Source organism: Streptomyces hyaluromycini (genome assembly GCF_002217755.1).
Taxonomy (GTDB): domain Bacteria; phylum Actinomycetota; class Actinomycetes; order Streptomycetales; family Streptomycetaceae; genus Streptomyces; species Streptomyces hyaluromycini.
The window spans coordinates 578,632-595,916 of record NZ_BCFL01000018.1 but is presented as its reverse complement, the minus strand read 5'-3'; the positions used below and the strand labels follow the sequence as shown (position 1 = coordinate 595,916).

Genomic DNA, 17,285 nt, shown 5'->3' with positions numbered 1-17,285 from the left:
GCCGCGCTCGCGGAGCCCAGCCAGGAGAACGCCTGGGTCAGGACGGACCGGTGCACGGTCGACTGGGCGAGCACGGAGAAGAGCACCAGGAGGACCGGGACCGTGGCACCGGTCAGTACCACGACCAGTCCGAGCCCGAACGGCGAGCCGACCATGAGCATCAGCAGGGTGCCGAGGGTCAGCACACCGCTCGCCGTCGTCAGCTGTATCCGGGGTGCGGCACGCCACCGGCGCAGCCCGTACAGCCATCCGGCCAGCAGTCCGCTGCAGCCGGTGACGGCGAAGACCGGGGTCGCGGCGCCCGGCGCGCCGTGCGCCACGACGAAGGCGGGCACCGCCACCTGCATGGCGCCGAAGAACACCCCGATGGCGAGATTGAGCCCCATCAGCAGGAGGACCTCGCCGCGCAGCAGCGACCGGTCCTCGCGGGCGGGTGCGGGGCCGCCGGCCGCAGGCGGGGGTGCGCTGCCGCGCTGTGCCGCGAGGACCAGCCCTCCGGCCACCGACAGGGAGGTGGCCAGCATCGTGCCGGCCACCGGATGTCCGGCCGCGGCGAGGGCGCTGACCAGCACCGGGCCCAGGAGGTAGCCCGCCTCGTTGGCGACGGACTCCAGCGCGAAGGCGGTGGGCAGCTCCGCCGCCCGGCCGGTGCGCAGCAGCGCCGACCAGCGGGCCGCGGACAGCGCGCCGAGCTGGGGAACGCCGGCGCCGGCCAGCGCACCGCCCAGGGCCAGCAGGGCGTCGGGGGCGCCGGCGGCGACGAGCGACACCAGGAGGGCCACCGCGAGGGCGTGCGCGAGCAGTACGGGCGGCAGGACCCTGGTCTGCCCGAACCGGTCGACGAGCCGGGCCGCTTGCGGCGCTCCGAGCGCTTCGGCCAGCGCGAAGCACCCGCCGACCAGGCCGGCCGCGGTGAAGGTGCCGGTGCGGGCGTGTACGAGCCAGACGATGCTCAGGCCGGTCATCGCGACGCCGACGCGTCCGAGCGACGCCGGCAGGAAGAAGGCCGCGGCCCCGGGGGTACGCAGCAGGGCACGGTAGTTCGCCGAGGGCACGGCGAGTCCTGTTCGCCGCCCGGCGGGACGGTCCACGTGGGTCGTCGGTGCCCGGATGTGCCGACCCGTGGTCTCCGTCTGGAACCGTCCAGTGCTGGCGCGGGGAGGGGACACGCGCCCCGCACCGACTCCGTCACCCGGCAGAAGTCTTGACGTGTGGTGGGCGGCCAGTCTCGTCGCCGGGGCCGGCCATGTCCATCACGACGCGGGACAGCCCGCCGACGGGGGAAGATCGGCGGGCTGTCCTTGGTGTTTCCGCAGTGGCTCTGGGGTGTGCCCTTGTGCGCGGTGTGCTCAGTGGACGGAGTGCTCCTCCAGCGGGAACGTTCCGCCGACGACGTCCTCGGCGTAGGCGCGGGCCGCGTTGCCCATGACCTCGCGCAGATCCGCGTACTTCTTCACGAACTTCGGGACCCGGCCCGAGGTCAGGCCGAGCATGTCCGTCCAGACCAGGACCTGCGCGTCGGTCTCGGGACCGGCGCCGATGCCGACCGTCGGGATGTGCAGCACCCGGGTCACCTCGGCCGCGAGCTCCGCCGGGACCAGTTCGAGTACGACCGCGAACGCGCCCGCGTCCTGGACCGACTTGGCGTCCCGCAGCAGCTGCTGGGCCGCCTCCTCGCCGCGGCCCTGCACGCGGTAGCCCATCGCGTTGACGGACTGCGGGGTCAGGCCGATGTGCGCCATCACCGGGATGCCGGACTCGACGAGGAGCCGGATCTGCTCGTGCGACCGCTCGCCGCCCTCCAGCTTGACCGCGCCGACGCCCGCCTCCTTCACCAGCCGGGTCGCCGAGCGCAGCGCCTGCACCGGGCCCTCCTGGTAGGAGCCGAAGGGGAGGTCGCCGACGATGAGGGCGCGCTGGGTGCCGCGGACCACGGCCGCCGACAGCATCGTCATCTCGTCCAGAGTGACGGGCACCGTCGACTCGTAGCCGAGGTGACAGTTGCCTGCCGAGTCGCCGACCAGGAGCACGGGGATGCCGGCCTCGTCGAAGACGGACGCGGTCATCGCGTCGTAGGCGGTGAGCATGGGCCACTTCTCGCCGCGTTCCTTGGCGAGGGCGATGTCGCGGACCGTGATGCGGCGAGTGCCCTTCCCCCCGTACAGCGCCCTGCTGCCGTCGGAGGGGCTGTTCTGCACAGTCTGGGCAGCCGAAAGCTGCGTCATGGCAACGGCTCCTTCAGTCATCTCGAGGCACCCTGACGGCGTCCCCGGATCCCTCCCATGGTGGCACTTCGTGCCGCCCTCGGCCAGACCACCCCCATGTGATCCATCGGCCACCGGCCACCGCCCCACCCTGTCGCGTTTTATAAAGCCCGGGTAAAGGTATTCAGATACGAGACGGTGCCGTATTGAAATGCCCTTAGGCTCGTCGTCATGACAACTCCTGCCGACCACGCTCCGCCCGGCCCCCGCATATCCGAGGCGGTGTACCGGCGTCGCTGGGCGATTCTCGGCGTGCTGATGCTGAGCCTGCTGATCGTGGTGCTCGACAACTCGATCCTCAACGTCGCCGTCAAGACCATCTCCACCCCGGCCCCGGTCGGCCTCGGTGCCACCCAGAGCCAGCTGGAGTGGGCGATCAACGCCTACACCCTCGTCTTCGCCGGCCTGCTCTTCACCGCCGGCCTCGTCGGCGACCGCCTCGGTCGCAAGAAGGTGCTGATCGGCGGCCTCGTGGTGTTCGGCATCGGCTCGGCCCTCGCCGCCGAGTCCGGCTCCGCGGACTCGCTGATCGCCTTCCGCGCCCTGATGGCCCTCGGCGCCGCCTTCGTGATGCCCGCCACCCTCGCCGTCCTGATGAACGTCTTCGAGCGTCAGGAGCAGCCGAAGGCGATCGGCATCTGGGCCGGCGGCGTCGGCCTCGCCATCGCCATCGGCCCGATCACCGGCGGTGTGCTGCTCGACCACTTCTGGTGGGGCTCGGTCTTCCTCATCAACGTACCGATCGTGATCATCGCGCTCGCCCTGATGTTCTGGCTGGTGCCCGACTCGCGCGACCCGCGCCCGGGCCGCCTCGACCCCGTCGGCGTGGTCCTGTCCGTCGTCGGTCTCGTCCTGCTGGTCTACGGCATCATCAAGGGCGGCGAACTCGCCGACTTCACCGACGCCAAGGTCCTCGCGACCATCTTCGCCGGCATCGCGGTCCTCGCCGGCTTCGTGATCTACGAGAAGCGCAGCGACCACCCGTCCCTGGACGTCACCTACTTCAAGAACAAGGTCTTCTCGGCCGCCATGGCCGCCATCGCGCTGGTCTTCTTCGCGCTGATGGGCGTGACCTTCTTCTCCGTCTTCTACACCCAGAGCGTGCGCGGCTACTCGCCCCTGCAGTCCGGTCTGCTGCTGCTCCCGCTGGCCGCCGCGCAGATGATCTTCGCGCCGCGGGCCCGCCTGGTGGTGGACCGGATCGGCAACAAGGCCACCACCGCGGGCGGTCTGGTGCTGATCGCCCTCACCCTGGGCGCCTTCGCCACCTTCGAGGCCGACACGCCCATCTGGATCCTCGAGGTCGTCTTCTTCCTGATGGGCACCGGCATGGCGCACATCATGACGCCCACCTCGGTCGTCATCATGCAGGCCCTGCCCCGCGAGAAGGCCGGTTCCGCCTCCGCGCTCAGCAACACCTTCCGCCAGGTCGGCGGCGCCCTCGGCATCGCCGTGCTCGGCTCGGTGCTCTCCACGTCGTACCGCGACGGCATCGAGGGCAAGCTCGGCGCGCTGCCGCCCGGGCTGCGCGATACCGCCGGCGAGTCCATCGAGGCCACGCTCGGCGTCGCCGCCAAGCTCGGGGCGCAGGGCAGGGCCCTGGTCACCCCCGCCAACGACGCCTTCCTGCACGCCATGCACACCACCGCCCTGTGCGGCGCGGGCGTCGCGCTGATCGGCGCCGTGGTCGTGACCCTCTTCCTGCCGGGCAAGCCGCCGGCCGGTCAGCAGGGCGACCGGGAGCAGGAGTTGGTCGTAGCAGCGGAGTGAACGACTGAACGGACCGGCAGCACGGGCAGGAGCCACGGGGGAAACCTCGTGGGCGACCACGGGGGGAGGCTTCGGCTGCGGGAGAATTCCCCCAGCCAGTGAGAGGACGGTATGACGTGACGCTTGCCGACAGCGGACCGCGGTCCATCGGCCCGGCCCGGGGCCGCCCGCGCAGCGAGGCGGTGGAGATCGCCATCCTGGAGGGCGTGATGAAGCTCCTGGAGGAAGGCGTTCCGCTCGCCGAGCTGTCCATCGAGCGGATCGCCCGGACCGCCGGCGTCGGCAAGGCCACCATCTACCGCCGCTGGAACGGCAAGGAGGAGCTCTTCGTCGACGTCATGCGCGCCGCCGAGCCCCCCGACCCCGAACTCCCCGGAACCTCCATGCGCGACGACCTCATCGTGCTGCTGGAAGCGTTGCGGCAGCGCGGCCTGGTGAACCGTTCGTCGGCCATCCTGCACAACGTCTACGCCCAGATGAAGAGCAGCCCCCGCATCTGGGACGCGTACCACGCCAACGTCATCAACCCCCGGCGGGAACTCGGCAAGGAAGTGCTGCGCCGGGGCCAGCGGAACGGCGAACTCCGCGCCGACGTCGACCTCGAACTGGCCAACGACATGTTCACCGGCCCGATGCTGCTCAGGGCCATACTGCGCCCGGAGGCGGAACTTCCCGAGGGACTGGCCGAACAGATGGTCGACACCGTGCTGGCGGGTCTCGGACCGGTCGGCACACCGGAGCCGTAGTCCGGAGCCGTAGTCCGGAGCCGTAGTCAGGGCCGGGCGGCCGCCGCGGAGATGACCCGAGTGTTCGCGTTTCGTCACAGTCCCGGCGGACCCGGCGGTAACCGGAACCCCTTCCATCGGCTTGTTCGTCCTCGTCTTCCGTACGGCCGTCATGTGACGGCGGGAGAGAAGCCGATCATCCCCTAGGGTCGTATCCGGGGGACGACGGTGTGCACGGCAGGTTGTGAGGCAGACGGTATGGCGCAGCAGGCGTACATGACGGAGACGGACAACGGCGGCTCGGGACCCGAGCGTCGGGGAGACCGGTTCCGGCGCCTGGTGAACCGTTTGCTTTCCGGCTGGCGCGACGATCCGCGGATCTGGCGCCGGGGCATCGTCACCGCCGTGGTGGCGCTGCTCCTCGCCGGTGTGATGCTGCTGCACTCCCGCATCCCCAACGCCGTCGGCAACCTCGGCAGTCTCACCGAGACCTTCCTGCCCTGGCTGGGCCTGCTGATCCCGGTCCTGCTGCTGATCGGCATCCTGCGCAGGTCGGCGACGGCGCTGATCGCCGTGCTGCTCCCGGCGATCGTCTGGCTGAACCTGTTCGGCGGACTGCTCACCGACAAGCAGGGCTCCGGCGGCGACTTCATGGTCGCCACCCACAACGTGAACGCCGACAACCCCGACCCGACCGGCACGGCCACCCGGCTGGCCTCCTCCGGCGCCGACGTGCTGGCCCTGGAGGAGCTGACGGCGACGGCCGTCCCGACCTACGAGAAGGCGCTGGCGTCGACGTACAAGTACCACGCGGTCGAGGGCACCGTCGGGCTGTGGAGCAAGTACCGCCTCACCGGGGTCAAGGCCGTCGACATCAAACTGGGCTGGACGCGCGCGATGCGGGCCACGGTCGCCACCCCGCACGGCCCCCTCGCCGTCTACGTCGCCCATCTCCCCTCCGTACGCGTCAAGATGAACGCCGGGTTCACCGCCCGGCAGCGCGACAAGAGCGCGGACGCGCTGGGCGAGGCCATCGCCGACGAGAGCCTGTCGCGGGTCGTCCTCCTCGGTGACCTCAACGGCACGATGAACGACCGCTCCCTGAACGGCGTCACCTCGCAGATGCGCTCCACGCAGGGCGCGGCGGGCAGCGGGTTCGGGTTCAGCTGGCCGGCCTCGTTCCCGATGGCCCGCATCGACCAGATCATGGTGAAGGGCGTGGAGCCGGAGAGCTCCTGGACCCTGCCGAGGACCGGAAGCGATCACCTCCCGGTCGCCGCCCGTGTGAACCTGACCACATCGGGTTCGTAAAAAGCGCTGGTCAGCACAGCGTTGTTTCTTTTGTCAGGACAACCGGACACTGCGCCGTAACCTGGCGGAATACTTGGCCTGCGAGACTTTGTTCCGTAGCTGAACTTAGAACGTACGGAACCTGCTCCCCGAAAGGCAAAGCCCCTCATGCCTCTGGCCCTGCTCGCCCTGGCCGTCGGCGCTTTTGGTCTCGGCACCACCGAATTCGTCATGATGGGGCTGCTGCCCGACGTCGCCGACGACCTGCACATCTCGATCCCCGCCGCCGGCCATCTGGTCTCGGCGTACGCGCTGGGCGTCGTCATCGGCGCCCCGCTCCTGGCCGCGCTCACCGCGCGCCTGCCCCGCCGCACGGTCCTCGTCTCCCTGATGGCCCTGTTCGTCGCGGGCAACGCGCTCTCGGCGCTGGCCCCCGGCTACGACTCGTTGCTGGCCGCCCGCTTCCTCAGCGGCCTCCCGCACGGCGCCTTCTTCGGCGTCGGCGCGGTCGTCGCCACCAACCTGGTGGCACCGGAGCGCAGGGCCCGCTCCGTCTCCCTGATGTTCATGGGCCTGACCGTCGCCAACATCGCGGGCGTCCCGGTCGCCACCCTCGTGGGCCAGCACCTCGGCTGGCGGGCGGCCTTCCTGGGCGTGAGCCTCATCGGCGTCGCCGCGATGGCCGCCGTCCTCCTCCTCATCCACCCCGCCCACGCCCCGGCCCCGGCCTCCGGCCTGCGCGGCGAACTCTCCGCCCTGCGCTCCCTCCCCGTCTGGCTGGCCCTCGCCACGACGGTCGTCGGCTTCGGTGCCCTCTTCTCCGCGTACAGCTACATCACGCCGATGCTGACGGACGCCGCCGGTTACGCTGATGCGAACGTCACCCTGCTCCTTGCCCTCTTCGGCGTCGGCGCCACGATCGGCAACCTGGTCGGCGGCCGCCTCGCCGACCACGCGATGCGCGGCACGCTCTTCGGTGGCCTGGTGTCCATGGTCGCGGTGCTGCTCCTCTTCCCGGTCCTGATGCGCACGGAGTGGAGCGCGGCGCTGGCGGTGGTGCTGCTCGGCATCGCGGCATTCATCACCGGCTCGCCCCTCCAGCTGATGGTCATGGAGCGGGCGTCCGCGGGCCCCTCCCTCGCCTCCTCCGCCAACCAGGCGGCCTTCAACCTCGCCAACGCCGGCGGCGCCTGGATCGGCGGCGTGGCCCTGGCCGCGGGCTTCGGCGTCACCTCCCCGGCGCTGGCGGGCGCGGCCCTGGCCGTCCTGGGCCTGGGCGTGGCGAGCGTGGCGTACGCGGTGGACCGGCGGCGGGCGGTTCCGGCGACCGTCCACGAGCGGGTGGTCGCCTCGCACGTCCCGAAGCCTGCCGAAACCGTGCGCTCCTGACGCACCGCCCACCCCGGTCGGCCGGCGCCCGGAGTTTCGTCGGGGCGACTTGCTGAGCTCGAAAGCGTGATGCCGTTGCACAGAAGGCGGCCCGGCCGGTCCGGGGCCGCCTCCTCGCGTGTCGCGCTGCGGCCGGTCGTCGTCGGCCTGGCCCTAGGCGTCGAGGGACTTCGCGGCCTCACGGATCACATCCAGGACGAAGTCGGGATGCGAGAGCATGGGAACGTGACTGCTGTCCACGGCACGGGTTTTGGCGCCCATGCGCTCGGCGGCGGACCGCTCCAGGTCGGGGTGCACGGTGTGGTCGTCGTTGGCGACGATGTACCAGCTTGGCTTCGTCCGCCAGGCGGTGCCGGGAACCTGCTGGTTGAACAGGTCCGCCACCGGCACGGCGCCCGTCGCCAGGACGAGCTTCTGCTCCGCTTCCGGGAGGTCGCCGCAGAAGTGCGGGACGCCTGAGGGCTTGAGCCACACGCGGCCGTCAGCGACCTCCACGTGCTCGAAGATGGGCGTGCGGGGGAACTTGTCCTGCTGTTCCTGGGACGTCTCGTCCTCGTCCGGGGCGAGCGCGGCGATGTACACCAGAGCGCCGACACGGTCGTGGGTGCCCGCTTTGGTGATCAGGGTCCCGCCGTAGGAGTGACCGACCAGCACGATCGGGCCGGGGACGTGGTTGAGCGTGAAGTTGACGCATGCGACGTCGCTTTCGAGCGAGTCGAGGCCGTGCTGTGAGGCGAAAACCTCGTGCCCTTCGGCCTGGAGTGTGGGGATGAGCTTGTTGAAGCACGACCCATCCGCCCAGAGTCCGTGGGCGAAGACAATGCTGGGTTTGCCCGCCATGAATTTCCTCCTGAAGGGAGATCAAATATCCAACATTGCGTTATTCTGCATGTTTAGTGCCTGTTATCCGCGATAATCAAGCATGTCGCCCCACCCCGATATCGTTGGGCCTACGAGGTCGGGGTCGTCGTCCGTCTCGGCGGAGGGACGCCGTAGGCAGTTCGTCCTTGCCGGAGTTGATCGAGGGAGATGCGCCGGCCCGAGCCGCGAAGTTGCCGTCGGGCCGCTCGCTTCCCCGCGGCAACCTGTCGGCGTTCGCTCACATGAACCGCCCCCGGATGACTTCGGCGCGGCTCAGTTCCGCAGCTCGCACCAGACTGTCTTGCGGTCCGGGCACCGCCCATACCTCACCTGTCGGTCAGCGCGTTGAGGACGGCCAGACCCACGGCCAGACCCACGGCCAGACCCACGGCCAGGCCGCGGCCCTGGCCGTCCTGGGCTTTGGCGTCGCGAGTGTGGTGCATGCGGGACCGACAGCACGGTTCAGGGAGCGATCCCTTTCCGGAAACACACCCGGTCCTGCCCGGGACCGTCGTAGTCGGTGTGGACGGACAGCCCGTCGATCTCCCTGTCCCCGCTCTCCACGGAGAACCCCATCGCACGGTGGAACGCGATGGACCCCGCGTTACCCGGCGAGGTGATCGCACGGACCTCCGTGCGGCCCGCCTCGGCGGCGCGCCGGGAGAACTCCGTGTAGAGGCGCCGGGCCACGCCCTGTCCACGCACCTGCGGGTCCACTCCCACGAAGTGGATGTACGCCTCGGTGCCGTTGTCGGCGGCGTGGAAGCCGATGAGGAAGGCACGGATCTCCGCGCCTTCCTCCAGGACCAGGCTGGTGCCGGAGAAGAACTGCAGGAACAGCCTGGGCAGCAACAGGGACAGCTCCCGGGCCCGTTCGGGGGTGCGTGAGTCCCCCCACCATCGCTGCACACACCCGACGAGCGTGCCGTGGTCGGAAACACCGGCCTGACGTAGTACGGGCATCACGGTCCTCCGGGTCGCCGTCCGCTACGCGGAGCGGATGTGTGTGCGGGCCTGCTCGATCCACCCCGACACGGCCTTGGCACCGCAGCTCTCGGCGACCGACCGGGCCTCGTCGAGGTGGCGGAACGCCGCCGCCGGATCGCCGGTCTCGGCCGCGAGGTAGGCCAGCGCCACCAGGCCGGCGGCCTCCCCGGGCCGGAAACCGATCTCGTGGCGCAGTGTCACCGATTCGGTCAGCCGCCTGCGGGCCTCCTCGAAGCGGCCTTCGTCCTTGTCGGCGAAGCCCAGGTGGCGGATCGCATAGGACATCGTCATCCGGTCGTCGACGGATTTCGCCAGCGCGTACGACCGCTCGAAGTACGGTCTGCCGGTGGCGCCGTCGCCCTTGACCACCTGATGCCAGCAGCCGACCCAGAACAACGCGTCCGCCTCACCCGACGCGTCCCCCAGACGCCCGTACAACTCGGCCGCGCGTTCGAACAGCACCAGTTCCCGGCCGTCCTCCTCGCGGTCGTTCAGGAAACGGACGTGCAGTACCTTGCCCCGCGCCATGGAAAGCGGTGCCTCGACCGCGTCCAGCACGTCATCGGACCGCTCCAGCGCGGACACGTCCCCGCCGAACATCGCCGCCTCGAACAGCTCACCCGCACGTTCGATCCAGTCCTGCCCTTGCATACGTCAGCCCCTCCCCGTCGGACGATGACAGCACCGAGGCTATCTCCGAGGACGGCTGGTCTCGCAGGGGACCGTCCTGCGGCCCGCGCCCCGGATGAGTTCACGCAGGCCGAGCGGCCGGCCCTGCGCGAGTCGGGCGGGGCTTGCGGGCCCCGCCCGACTCGTCTCCGGCGGCTGGAAGAGGCCGGAGTGTCGGAGTGTCAGGGGCGCTGTCCGCCGTGGTAGGCGCTCAGCGGGACGCGGCCCAGGATGGCGTCGAGTTCGCCGTTGCGGCCGTCGGCCCAACTGACGTAGGCGTACTTCTTGTCGAGGGTGATGGTCGACCAGCGGTCTCCGGGCGGGCCGTTGACGCCGGCGGGTTCGGTGGTCCTGTTGACCTGGAGGCGGTCGCTGAAGGTGCGGCCGTGGTCGAAGGAGACCACCGAGTAGACGTTGAGTTCGGTGGTGCGCCACATGACGCCGAGCTGTCCGTCGGGGCCGAAGTCGAACCAGGGGCGCTGTGCGTCGGGTGCGGCGATGGTGGCCGGGCCGGTCCAGGACTTGCCGGCGTTGTCGGTGACGTACACCTCCAGGTTCGAGTCGCGGGGGACCATGACGGCGAACCGGCCCTTGCGGGTGGGGTCGGCGGACACCCAGGGGACGGGGTCGGCGGCGGCGCCCAGGGCCGGCACCGGTACGAGGGAGCCGGTGCCGTTGAGGACGGGGGTGCCGTCGCTGTCGGTGACCGGGAGGGTCCGCCAGCTCTTTCCGTCGTCGCGGGTGGTGTAGAAGGCGACCCTGCCGTCGTCGCCCTGGCTCGCGGAGGCCAGGATCCCGCCGTACACGGCGATCTCACGGCCGGGGTAGCCGCAGGACGGGGGCAGGTCGGGGGTGATCTCGACACAGGGCTGGGGACCGGGGATCGTCGACGGGTCCGACCAGGTCCCGCCCTGGTCGCCGCTGACCGAGATGGCGCTGGGGTACTCGAACGCCGTGTGGGAGGCGACCGCGTACACCTTGCCGGTCGCCCGGTCCACGCGGAGCTTGGGTGCACCGCCCAGGACCAGCGGTGTCTGCACCGGGCCCGTCCACGTCCGGCCGCCGTCGACGGACTTGGAGACGACGTTGTGGTTGGTGTACGTCGTGTAGCGGTCGGGGCCGATCTGGTTGTTCGAGATGTAGAAGACCCCGTCGGCGTCGGTCGTGACTTCCGGCTCACCGCACTGGGGGCGGTCGCCCATCGGCCAGGACGACCGGTGCCAGGTCCTGCCCCGGTCGAAGGAGAAGGCCACGAAGCAGGCGCCCACGGGCTCAAGGCCGGGACTGTCGGGGAAGACGGTCGAGGTGAAGACCAGGTTGTCCGGGTTCCTGGGGTTGACCGCGAGGACCGGCTGTCCCTCCCGGGTGTCGGGGAGGTTGGTGACGTCGGTCTCCAGGATCTTTTCGTTCGCCGGGTGATGTGCGGGGGCGGAGTCCGTCTCGGCGAGGGCGGCGGGGGCGCCGGCCAGCAGGATGAGCGCGGACAGTGCGGCGGCGGTTCTCGCTCTCGTTAAGGCGGTGAGCGGCATGCTCGGCAGTCCTCTCGGATGTTCCGGCGGGTGAGGGCCCGGTCACCGGCGGCGCCCTCGGTGCGGGGCGGGCCGGTACCTGGTCAGGGGCGCGCGCAGTGGCTGCGCCGGCCGGGCGGTGAAGCCCTCAGAGAGTGGCAGCCCGCCCGAGGGCACGGCGTCGGACGGGTGCAGGCCCGCGGGTACTGCCTGCGTACGACGGCGGCTACTGCGCAGGTATGAGAGCAGCCCGCCGGCCCGGCTCGCGGTCGTGCACACCGGGCGGGCGGGTGTTCTTGGCCCCCCGTGGACGGCTGATGGCCGGCGTGGGCCGTCGAGCGACGGCGTTCTCCTGCGCCCCCGCGCGGCTGGCGGCTCGCGGGCCCGTCCGGCCTCCCTGAGGACAGCGCGGTGGCGGGTCCGGTGCGCAGCCCCCTCGCCCCCCCGGGCGGCTACCGCCTGTCCGGCGGTACTGCCGATTCAGTAGGCGGGGTCGGCGATCTCAGTAGGAGCTGTCGGCGTCGGCACGACGACGGCCGGGGCTCCGGCTTCGCAGCATGGGTGCGTTCCCGATTCTGATGTGGAGATCCGCTCCGTGGCTGTTTTCCTCTACCGCACGGGCCGTACGGCCTTCCGGCGGCGCTGGTACGTCGCCCTGCTCTGGGTGGTGCTGCTCGGTGCCCTCGGTTTCGCCTCGACCCAGGCGGCCTCGCCCCCCGACGACACCGGCTCCATGCCGGGAATCGAGTCGCAGCGCGCCTACGACCTGCTGCAGAAGCGGTTCCCGGGCGCCTCGCAGAGCCCGAACCAGGCGACGGCGCGCATCGTCTTCGTCGCACCGAGCGGGCAGAAGCTGACCTCCGCCGCCAACCGGGCGGTGATCGAGAAGCTGGTCGGCGAGGCAGCCGACAGCAGCCAGGTCCGGGCCGCCGTGGACCCCTTCCGCGCCGGCACGGTCGACAAGGCCGCCTCCACGGCGTTTGCGACGGTCACCTACAAGGCCGCGTCCAAGGACCTCACCGACGCCACCAAGGACAACCTCCGGAAGGCGGTCGACGAAGCCCGGCACGCCGGGCTGACCGTGGATGTGGGCGGGCCGGTCCTCGCCGACGACGCTGCCGCCGGCGGGTCCGGTGAGCTGATCGGCGTCGTCATCGCGGCCGTCGTCCTGCTGGTGACCTTCGGTTCCCTCGCCGCGGCCGGGCTGCCGCTGCTGACCGCCGTACTCGGGGTGGGCATCAGCACCGTGTCGATCATGGCGCTCGGCTCGACGCTCGGGCTGTCGACCACGAGCAGCAGCCTCGCCTCCATGCTGGGCCTGGCCGTCGGCATCGACTACGCCCTGTTCGTCGTCTCCCGTTACCGCGAGGAACGCGGCCACGGGCACAGCCCGCAGGAGGCCGCCGGCCGCGCCGTGGGCACCGCCGGCTCGGCGGTGGTCTTCGCCGGCCTGACCGTCGTCATCGCCCTGGCCGGACTGTCCGTGGTCGGCGTGCCGACGCTCACCAAGATGGGCCTGTCCGCCGCCGGAGCCGTCGTCGTCGCCGTCCTGGTCGCCCTCACCCTCGTACCCGCCCTGCTGGGCATCCTGCCGAACGCGGTCCTGCCCCGCCGTATCCGCAAGGGCCGCGACAGCGGCGCCCGTACCGGGGACAACGCGGGCACCCGGTGGGCACGGTTCGTACAGCGCCGGCCGGTGCCGGTGCTGCTCGCCTCGGTCATCGGCCTCGGAGTCGTGGCGCTGCCGGTCCTCGACCTGCGGCTCGGCATGCCCGGTGACGAGTCCAAGTCCACCGCGACCACCGAACGACGGGCCTATGACGAACTCGCCGACGGCTTCGGCCCCGGCTTCAACGGCCCCTTCACCGTCGTGGTGGACGCCAAGGGCGCGAAGAACCCCAGGAGCGCCGCGAAGAGCGTGGCCGAGACGATCTCCGCGACCAAGGGCGTCGTCTCCGTCACTCCGCCCGTCTTCAACCCGGCGGGCAACACCGCGATCTTCACGGCGACCGCCTCCACCGCGCCCACCGACGAGAAGACCAAGGACCTGGTCCGCACCATCCGCGCCGAACGGCCGGCGGTGACGGCCGAGACCGGCGCGACCTTCCTCGTCTCGGGCACCACGGCGATCAACATCGACGTCGCCGACAAGATGCAGAGCGCCCTGGTGCCCTACCTGGCGGTCGTGGTCGGCCTGGCCTTCCTCCTGCTGCTGGTCGTCTTCCGGTCCGTGCTGGTCCCGGTCAAGGCCGCCTTCGGGTTCCTGCTGTCCGTGCTGTCCGCGCTCGGCGCGGTGGTGGCGGTCTTCCAGTGGGGTCGGCTCGCCGACCTGATCGGCCTGCAGCAGACCGGCCCGGTGATGAGCACCATGCCGATCATGATGGTGGGCATCGTCTTCGGCCTGGCCATGGACTACGAGGTGTTCCTGGTCTCCCGGATGCGCGAGGCGTACACCCACGGCGAGCGGCCCGCCGAGGCCGTCGTCACCGGCTTCCGGCACAGCGCGCGGGTCGTGGTCGCCGCCGCACTCATCATGATCGCCGTGTTCTCCGGCTTCGTCGGCGCCGGCCTCGCCCTGATCAAGATGATCGGATTCAGCCTGGCCGTCGCCGTCCTCTTCGACGCCCTCGTCGTGCGGATGGCGCTGGTCCCCGCGGTCATGGCCCTGCTGGGCGAGCGGGCCTGGTGGCTTCCGGCCCGGCTCGCCCGGTGGCTGCCCCGCGTCGACATCGAGGGCGAGTCCCTGAGCCGTACGCCCGCCGCCGAGACGGAACCCGCGCCGGTCGCGGAAGCGGTACCCCGTTGATCCAGGCTCTACGGGGCCGGGGCGGCCTCCGGCACGGCGGCCGCCCCGCCTCACCGATCGCGGTCGTTTGGCAGGATGGCTTCACGCCCACCTCGCCGGAGCAAGCGTCGATGACCACCCGCTGGCAGCACTTTTCCCGCCGACACCGCCGTCTCCTCGACACGGTGCTCGTCGTGGTGCTGTTCGTCCTGTCCGGGCCGGTGGCGTACTACAGCAGCAAGTCCTACGCCGACGGTCTCGGCTGGTGGTCCGCTCTGCCGCTCGCGGCGGTGGCCTCCGTCGCCGTGCTGTGGCGGCGCCGTCACCCGTACGGGGTCGTACTCGGCACCGCCGTGTGCGCCGGCGCCGCCGGCGCGGTGGGCTATCTCCTCACCCCGATGCTCCTGGCCCCCGTCCTGGTCGCCCTGTACGGGATCGCCGCCCGTGTCGCGCCCAGGACGGTCTACCGCTTCTGCCTCCCGGTGACGGCGATGATCGTGCTGTCCACCCTCTTCGGTGACCGCGGCGGCCGCCCCTGGCCGCTGGCCACCGTCAATCCGATCCTGTGCCTGCTGCTGCCGGTGGCCCTGGGTTCCGCCGCCCGCATGCGCAACGCCTACCTCGAAGCGGTCGAGACCCGTGCCGCGTACGCCGAACGGACCCGCGAGGAAGAGGCCAGGCACCGGGTGGCGGACGAACGTGTCCGCATCGCCCGTGAGCTCCACGACGTCGTCGCCCACCACCTCGCCCTGGCCAACGCCCAGGCCGGCACCCTCACCTTCCTCGCCCGGACCAGCCCCCACAAGGTCGCCCCCATGGTGAACCAGCTCGCCGCCACCACCTCCTCGGCGCTGCGCGAACTCAAGGCCACCGTCGGCCTGCTGCGCCGGCCCGACGACCCCGACTTCCTCGAACCGGCCCCCGGCCTGGCCCAACTCCCGGACCTGATCGAGTCGTTCACATCGGCCGGCCTCGATGTCCAGGTCGTCACCGAGGGCAAGGAGCAGCAGCTCTCACCCGGTGTGGATCTCAGCGCGTACCGCATCGTGCAGGAGGCCCTCACCAACATCACCAAGCACGCCCCCGGCGGCACCGCGCACGTCCGGCTCGGCTACGGGCACGAACGGCTGACGATCACGGTCGCCAACACGCCCGGACGGCTCTCCGTCGCCCCCTCCCGCACCCCCGACGGTGACGGCTTCGGACTCATCGGCATGCGTGAGCGCGCGCACTCGGCCGGCGGCAGCTTCACCGCCGGACGCCAGCCGGACGGGGGCTTCAGCGTCACCGCCGACCTGCCGATCCTGCCCTGACCCGGCCCCCTCGTTCGTGCCCCCTCATCCATGCCCCCTCATCCGTGCCCCCTCATCCGCGAAGACAGGCCCGATGACGACTCGCATCCTCCTCGCCGACGACCAGCAGCTCCTGCGCATGACCTTCCGCATCCTCATCGGCGAGGTCCCCGACATGGAGGTCATCGGCGAGGCGGCCGACGGCGCCGAAGCGGTCGCGCTCACCCGCCGCCACCGTCCCGACATCGTCCTGATGGACATCCGCATGCCGGGCACCGACGGCCTCGCCGCCACCACCGAGATCTGCGCCGACCCCGCCCTGTCCACGACCCGCATCCTCATCCTGACCACGTTCGAGACCGACGAGTACGTGGCCCAGGCCCTGCGCGCGGGTGCCAGCGGCTTCCTCGGCAAGGACGTCTCCGCCCAGGCCCTCGTCGACGGAATCCGCACCGTGGCCGGCGGCGAGGCACTCCTGTCACCGAAAGCCACCCAGACCCTGATCACCCGATTCCTCACCACTCCGGTCCCCGTCACGGCCCCGCCGCCCGAACTCGCGGCCCTGACCGGCCGGGAGCGTGAAGTCATGATCGAGGCAGCGCAGGGCAAGTCCAACGCCGAGATCGCGAGCGAGCTCTTCCTCAGCCCCCTGACCGTACGCACCCACATCCACCGCGCCATGACCAAACTCAACGCCCGCGACCGCACCCAACTCGTCGTCATCGCCTACCAGAGCGGACTGGTCCGGCCCTGACCGACGCCCGTCCTCGTGGAGACCCGCAGACGGGAGCCGAGGCGAGCTGGGCAGTGGTACGCGAGGCAACGGGCATGGCAGTCCCGGCCGGTGCGGATCCCGAGCGGCTGATCGAGGGGACTTCTCCACCCCGCCGTTCGGAATAGGATCCGAGTTCTTCGGCGAACTGGGGATCGAGGTCCGGCTGTCCATGCACGGCGAGGGAACGCACATGACCGAGCCCGCCCAGGACGGACTGTCCGCAACGGTGAAGAAGGGGTACTGCTGATGACACGGCCCGGCCGAAAGGCGGCCGACAGGAGGGCGGCCGGATTGCGGCGGGCAGCCGTGCTGGCCGCAACAGCCCTGGTGGCGACGGCGTGCACCGCGTCCTCGCAGGGCAAGGAAGCCGAAGCGACGCCGTCCCCCAGGTCGACGGCCGTCTCGGTGGCGGAGCGGGCGTGCAAGAACGCCCGAATCCACTGGGGAAAGATCAGGACCGAAGGGAAACTGGTCGCTGTTTCGCAGCTGGTTCGCGTCAAAAAGGGTGAGAGCGCGGCAGACATCACCTTCCATGCGATTCCCGTACGCAAGGTGACAGCCGGCGTTGCGGCCAGTGGGAAAGTGCCCGCGGCGTCGGTGTTCTCCTCCCTGGAACGGCACATGAGTCTCGGTGGAAAGCCGCTTGCTCACAACGGCGAGTCGGTACCGTTGCCAGGCGCCGCGGGCTTCGGGACTGCCGATATGACAGGAAAGACCGGCGACTACCTCTCCGTGATCGGCGTGCAGGTGGTCGAGGCGAGCTTCGTCCAAGGGTGCGCCGGCAACGAGAAGACCCCGGTCTACGGCACCGTCACCACGTGGTACGGGAAGACCCAGGGCATGATCAAGTGCGGCCGTGACACGGGAACCTCTCCGGGTTTCCGGGAAGCGTATGACCTGGTGTGCGGGGAGGATTCCCAGACCTAGCCTGTGCGCCGAAGGCCGGTCAGCCACCCAGGTCCCCTCCAGC

Annotated in this window: 13 protein-coding genes and 1 pseudogene; 8 read left to right on the top strand and 6 right to left on the bottom strand. The window is 70.8% G+C overall.

What is annotated here, in order from left to right; all coding sequences use genetic code 11:
• Window positions 1-62 precede the first annotated feature (62 nt).
• Window positions 63-965 (bottom strand): annotated as a pseudogene (locus SSP29_RS59725) (MFS transporter); the annotation flags it as partial.
• A 384-nt stretch (window positions 966-1,349) separates the two neighbouring features.
• Window positions 1,350-2,225, bottom strand: a complete 876-nt coding sequence (gene panB, locus SSP29_RS15800; RefSeq protein WP_089101268.1) for a 3-methyl-2-oxobutanoate hydroxymethyltransferase — start codon at window positions 2,223-2,225, stop codon at window positions 1,350-1,352.
• A gap of 210 nt (window positions 2,226-2,435) precedes the next feature.
• On the opposite strand from panB, the gene SSP29_RS15795 reads away from it, so the two are divergent.
• From SSP29_RS15795 to SSP29_RS15780, 4 genes are all read left to right on the top strand, one after another.
• On the top strand, window positions 2,436-4,034 hold the full coding sequence (locus tag SSP29_RS15795) for an MFS transporter (RefSeq protein ID WP_150134251.1): 1,599 nt from the start codon (window positions 2,436-2,438) through the stop codon (window positions 4,032-4,034).
• A 116-nt stretch (window positions 4,035-4,150) separates the two neighbouring features.
• Window positions 4,151-4,780 (top strand): TetR/AcrR family transcriptional regulator, encoded by a 630-nt coding sequence (locus SSP29_RS15790; protein ID WP_089101266.1) that lies wholly within the window; start codon window positions 4,151-4,153, stop codon window positions 4,778-4,780.
• Window positions 4,781-5,017: 237 nt separating this feature from the next.
• Window positions 5,018-6,070, top strand: coding sequence for an endonuclease/exonuclease/phosphatase family protein (locus tag SSP29_RS15785; protein WP_089101265.1), 1,053 nt, complete (start codon window positions 5,018-5,020; stop codon window positions 6,068-6,070).
• Between the two features lie 147 nt (window positions 6,071-6,217).
• Window positions 6,218-7,438 (top strand): MFS transporter, encoded by a 1,221-nt coding sequence (locus SSP29_RS15780; protein WP_089101264.1) that lies wholly within the window; start codon window positions 6,218-6,220, stop codon window positions 7,436-7,438.
• A gap of 153 nt (window positions 7,439-7,591) precedes the next feature.
• Here SSP29_RS15780 and SSP29_RS15775 read toward each other — a convergent pair whose 3' ends face one another.
• The 4 genes from SSP29_RS15775 to SSP29_RS15760 all read right to left on the bottom strand — a co-directional run bounded on the left by SSP29_RS15775 (window position 7,592) and on the right by SSP29_RS15760 (window position 11,484).
• Window positions 7,592-8,278, bottom strand: a complete 687-nt coding sequence (locus SSP29_RS15775; RefSeq protein WP_089101263.1) for an alpha/beta hydrolase — start codon at window positions 8,276-8,278, stop codon at window positions 7,592-7,594.
• Between the two features lie 483 nt (window positions 8,279-8,761).
• Window positions 8,762-9,262 carry a GNAT family N-acetyltransferase gene (locus tag SSP29_RS15770; protein WP_089101262.1) on the bottom strand — a complete coding sequence of 167 codons (501 nt, stop codon included), beginning with the start codon at window positions 9,260-9,262 and terminating at the stop codon, window positions 8,762-8,764.
• Window positions 9,263-9,286: 24 nt separating this feature from the next.
• A complete protein-coding gene (locus tag SSP29_RS15765) occupies window positions 9,287-9,937 on the bottom strand; it encodes a tetratricopeptide repeat protein (protein ID WP_089101261.1) in 651 nt (216 codons plus the stop codon).
• A gap of 200 nt (window positions 9,938-10,137) precedes the next feature.
• Window positions 10,138-11,484, bottom strand: a complete 1,347-nt coding sequence (locus SSP29_RS15760; RefSeq protein WP_089101260.1) for a sialidase family protein — start codon at window positions 11,482-11,484, stop codon at window positions 10,138-10,140.
• A gap of 574 nt (window positions 11,485-12,058) precedes the next feature.
• Between SSP29_RS15760 and SSP29_RS15755 the strand changes: the two genes are divergently transcribed.
• From SSP29_RS15755 to SSP29_RS52520, 4 genes are all read left to right on the top strand, one after another.
• Window positions 12,059-14,269 carry an MMPL family transporter gene (locus SSP29_RS15755; protein WP_089101631.1) on the top strand — a complete coding sequence of 737 codons (2,211 nt, stop codon included), beginning with the start codon at window positions 12,059-12,061 and terminating at the stop codon, window positions 14,267-14,269.
• Window positions 14,270-14,379: 110 nt separating this feature from the next.
• Window positions 14,380-15,561, top strand: coding sequence for a sensor histidine kinase (locus tag SSP29_RS15750; RefSeq protein ID WP_089101259.1), 1,182 nt, complete (start codon window positions 14,380-14,382; stop codon window positions 15,559-15,561).
• 73 nt (window positions 15,562-15,634) lie between these two features.
• Window positions 15,635-16,294: a response regulator transcription factor gene (locus SSP29_RS15745; RefSeq protein WP_089101258.1), complete on the top strand. Its 660-nt coding sequence runs from the start codon at window positions 15,635-15,637 to the stop codon at window positions 16,292-16,294.
• Window positions 16,295-16,561: 267 nt separating this feature from the next.
• On the top strand, window positions 16,562-17,242 hold the full coding sequence (locus tag SSP29_RS52520; protein WP_145968896.1) for a hypothetical protein: 681 nt from the start codon (window positions 16,562-16,564) through the stop codon (window positions 17,240-17,242).
• Window positions 17,243-17,285 lie beyond the last annotated feature (43 nt).

Bases quoted from the DNA above. Each gene is read 5' to 3' on its own strand.
- panB (WP_089101268.1), bottom strand. From the start codon at position 2,225: ATGACGCAGCTTTCGGCTGCCCAGACTGTGCAGAACAGCCCCTCCGAC.
- SSP29_RS15795 (WP_150134251.1), top strand. From the start codon at position 2,436: ATGACAACTCCTGCCGACCACGCTCCGCCCGGCCCCCGCATATCCGAG.
- SSP29_RS15785 (WP_089101265.1), top strand. From the start codon at position 5,018: ATGGCGCAGCAGGCGTACATGACGGAGACGGACAACGGCGGCTCGGGA.
- SSP29_RS15780 (WP_089101264.1), top strand. From the start codon at position 6,218: ATGCCTCTGGCCCTGCTCGCCCTGGCCGTCGGCGCTTTTGGTCTCGGC.
- SSP29_RS15775 (WP_089101263.1), bottom strand. From the start codon at position 8,278: ATGGCGGGCAAACCCAGCATTGTCTTCGCCCACGGACTCTGGGCGGAT.
- SSP29_RS15770 (WP_089101262.1), bottom strand. From the start codon at position 9,262: ATGCCCGTACTACGTCAGGCCGGTGTTTCCGACCACGGCACGCTCGTC.
- SSP29_RS15765 (WP_089101261.1), bottom strand. From the start codon at position 9,937: ATGCAAGGGCAGGACTGGATCGAACGTGCGGGTGAGCTGTTCGAGGCG.
- SSP29_RS15760 (WP_089101260.1), bottom strand. From the start codon at position 11,484: ATGCCGCTCACCGCCTTAACGAGAGCGAGAACCGCCGCCGCACTGTCC.
- SSP29_RS15750 (WP_089101259.1), top strand. From the start codon at position 14,380: ATGACCACCCGCTGGCAGCACTTTTCCCGCCGACACCGCCGTCTCCTC.
- SSP29_RS15745 (WP_089101258.1), top strand. From the start codon at position 15,635: ATGACGACTCGCATCCTCCTCGCCGACGACCAGCAGCTCCTGCGCATG.
- SSP29_RS52520 (WP_145968896.1), top strand. From the start codon at position 16,562: ATGACACGGCCCGGCCGAAAGGCGGCCGACAGGAGGGCGGCCGGATTG.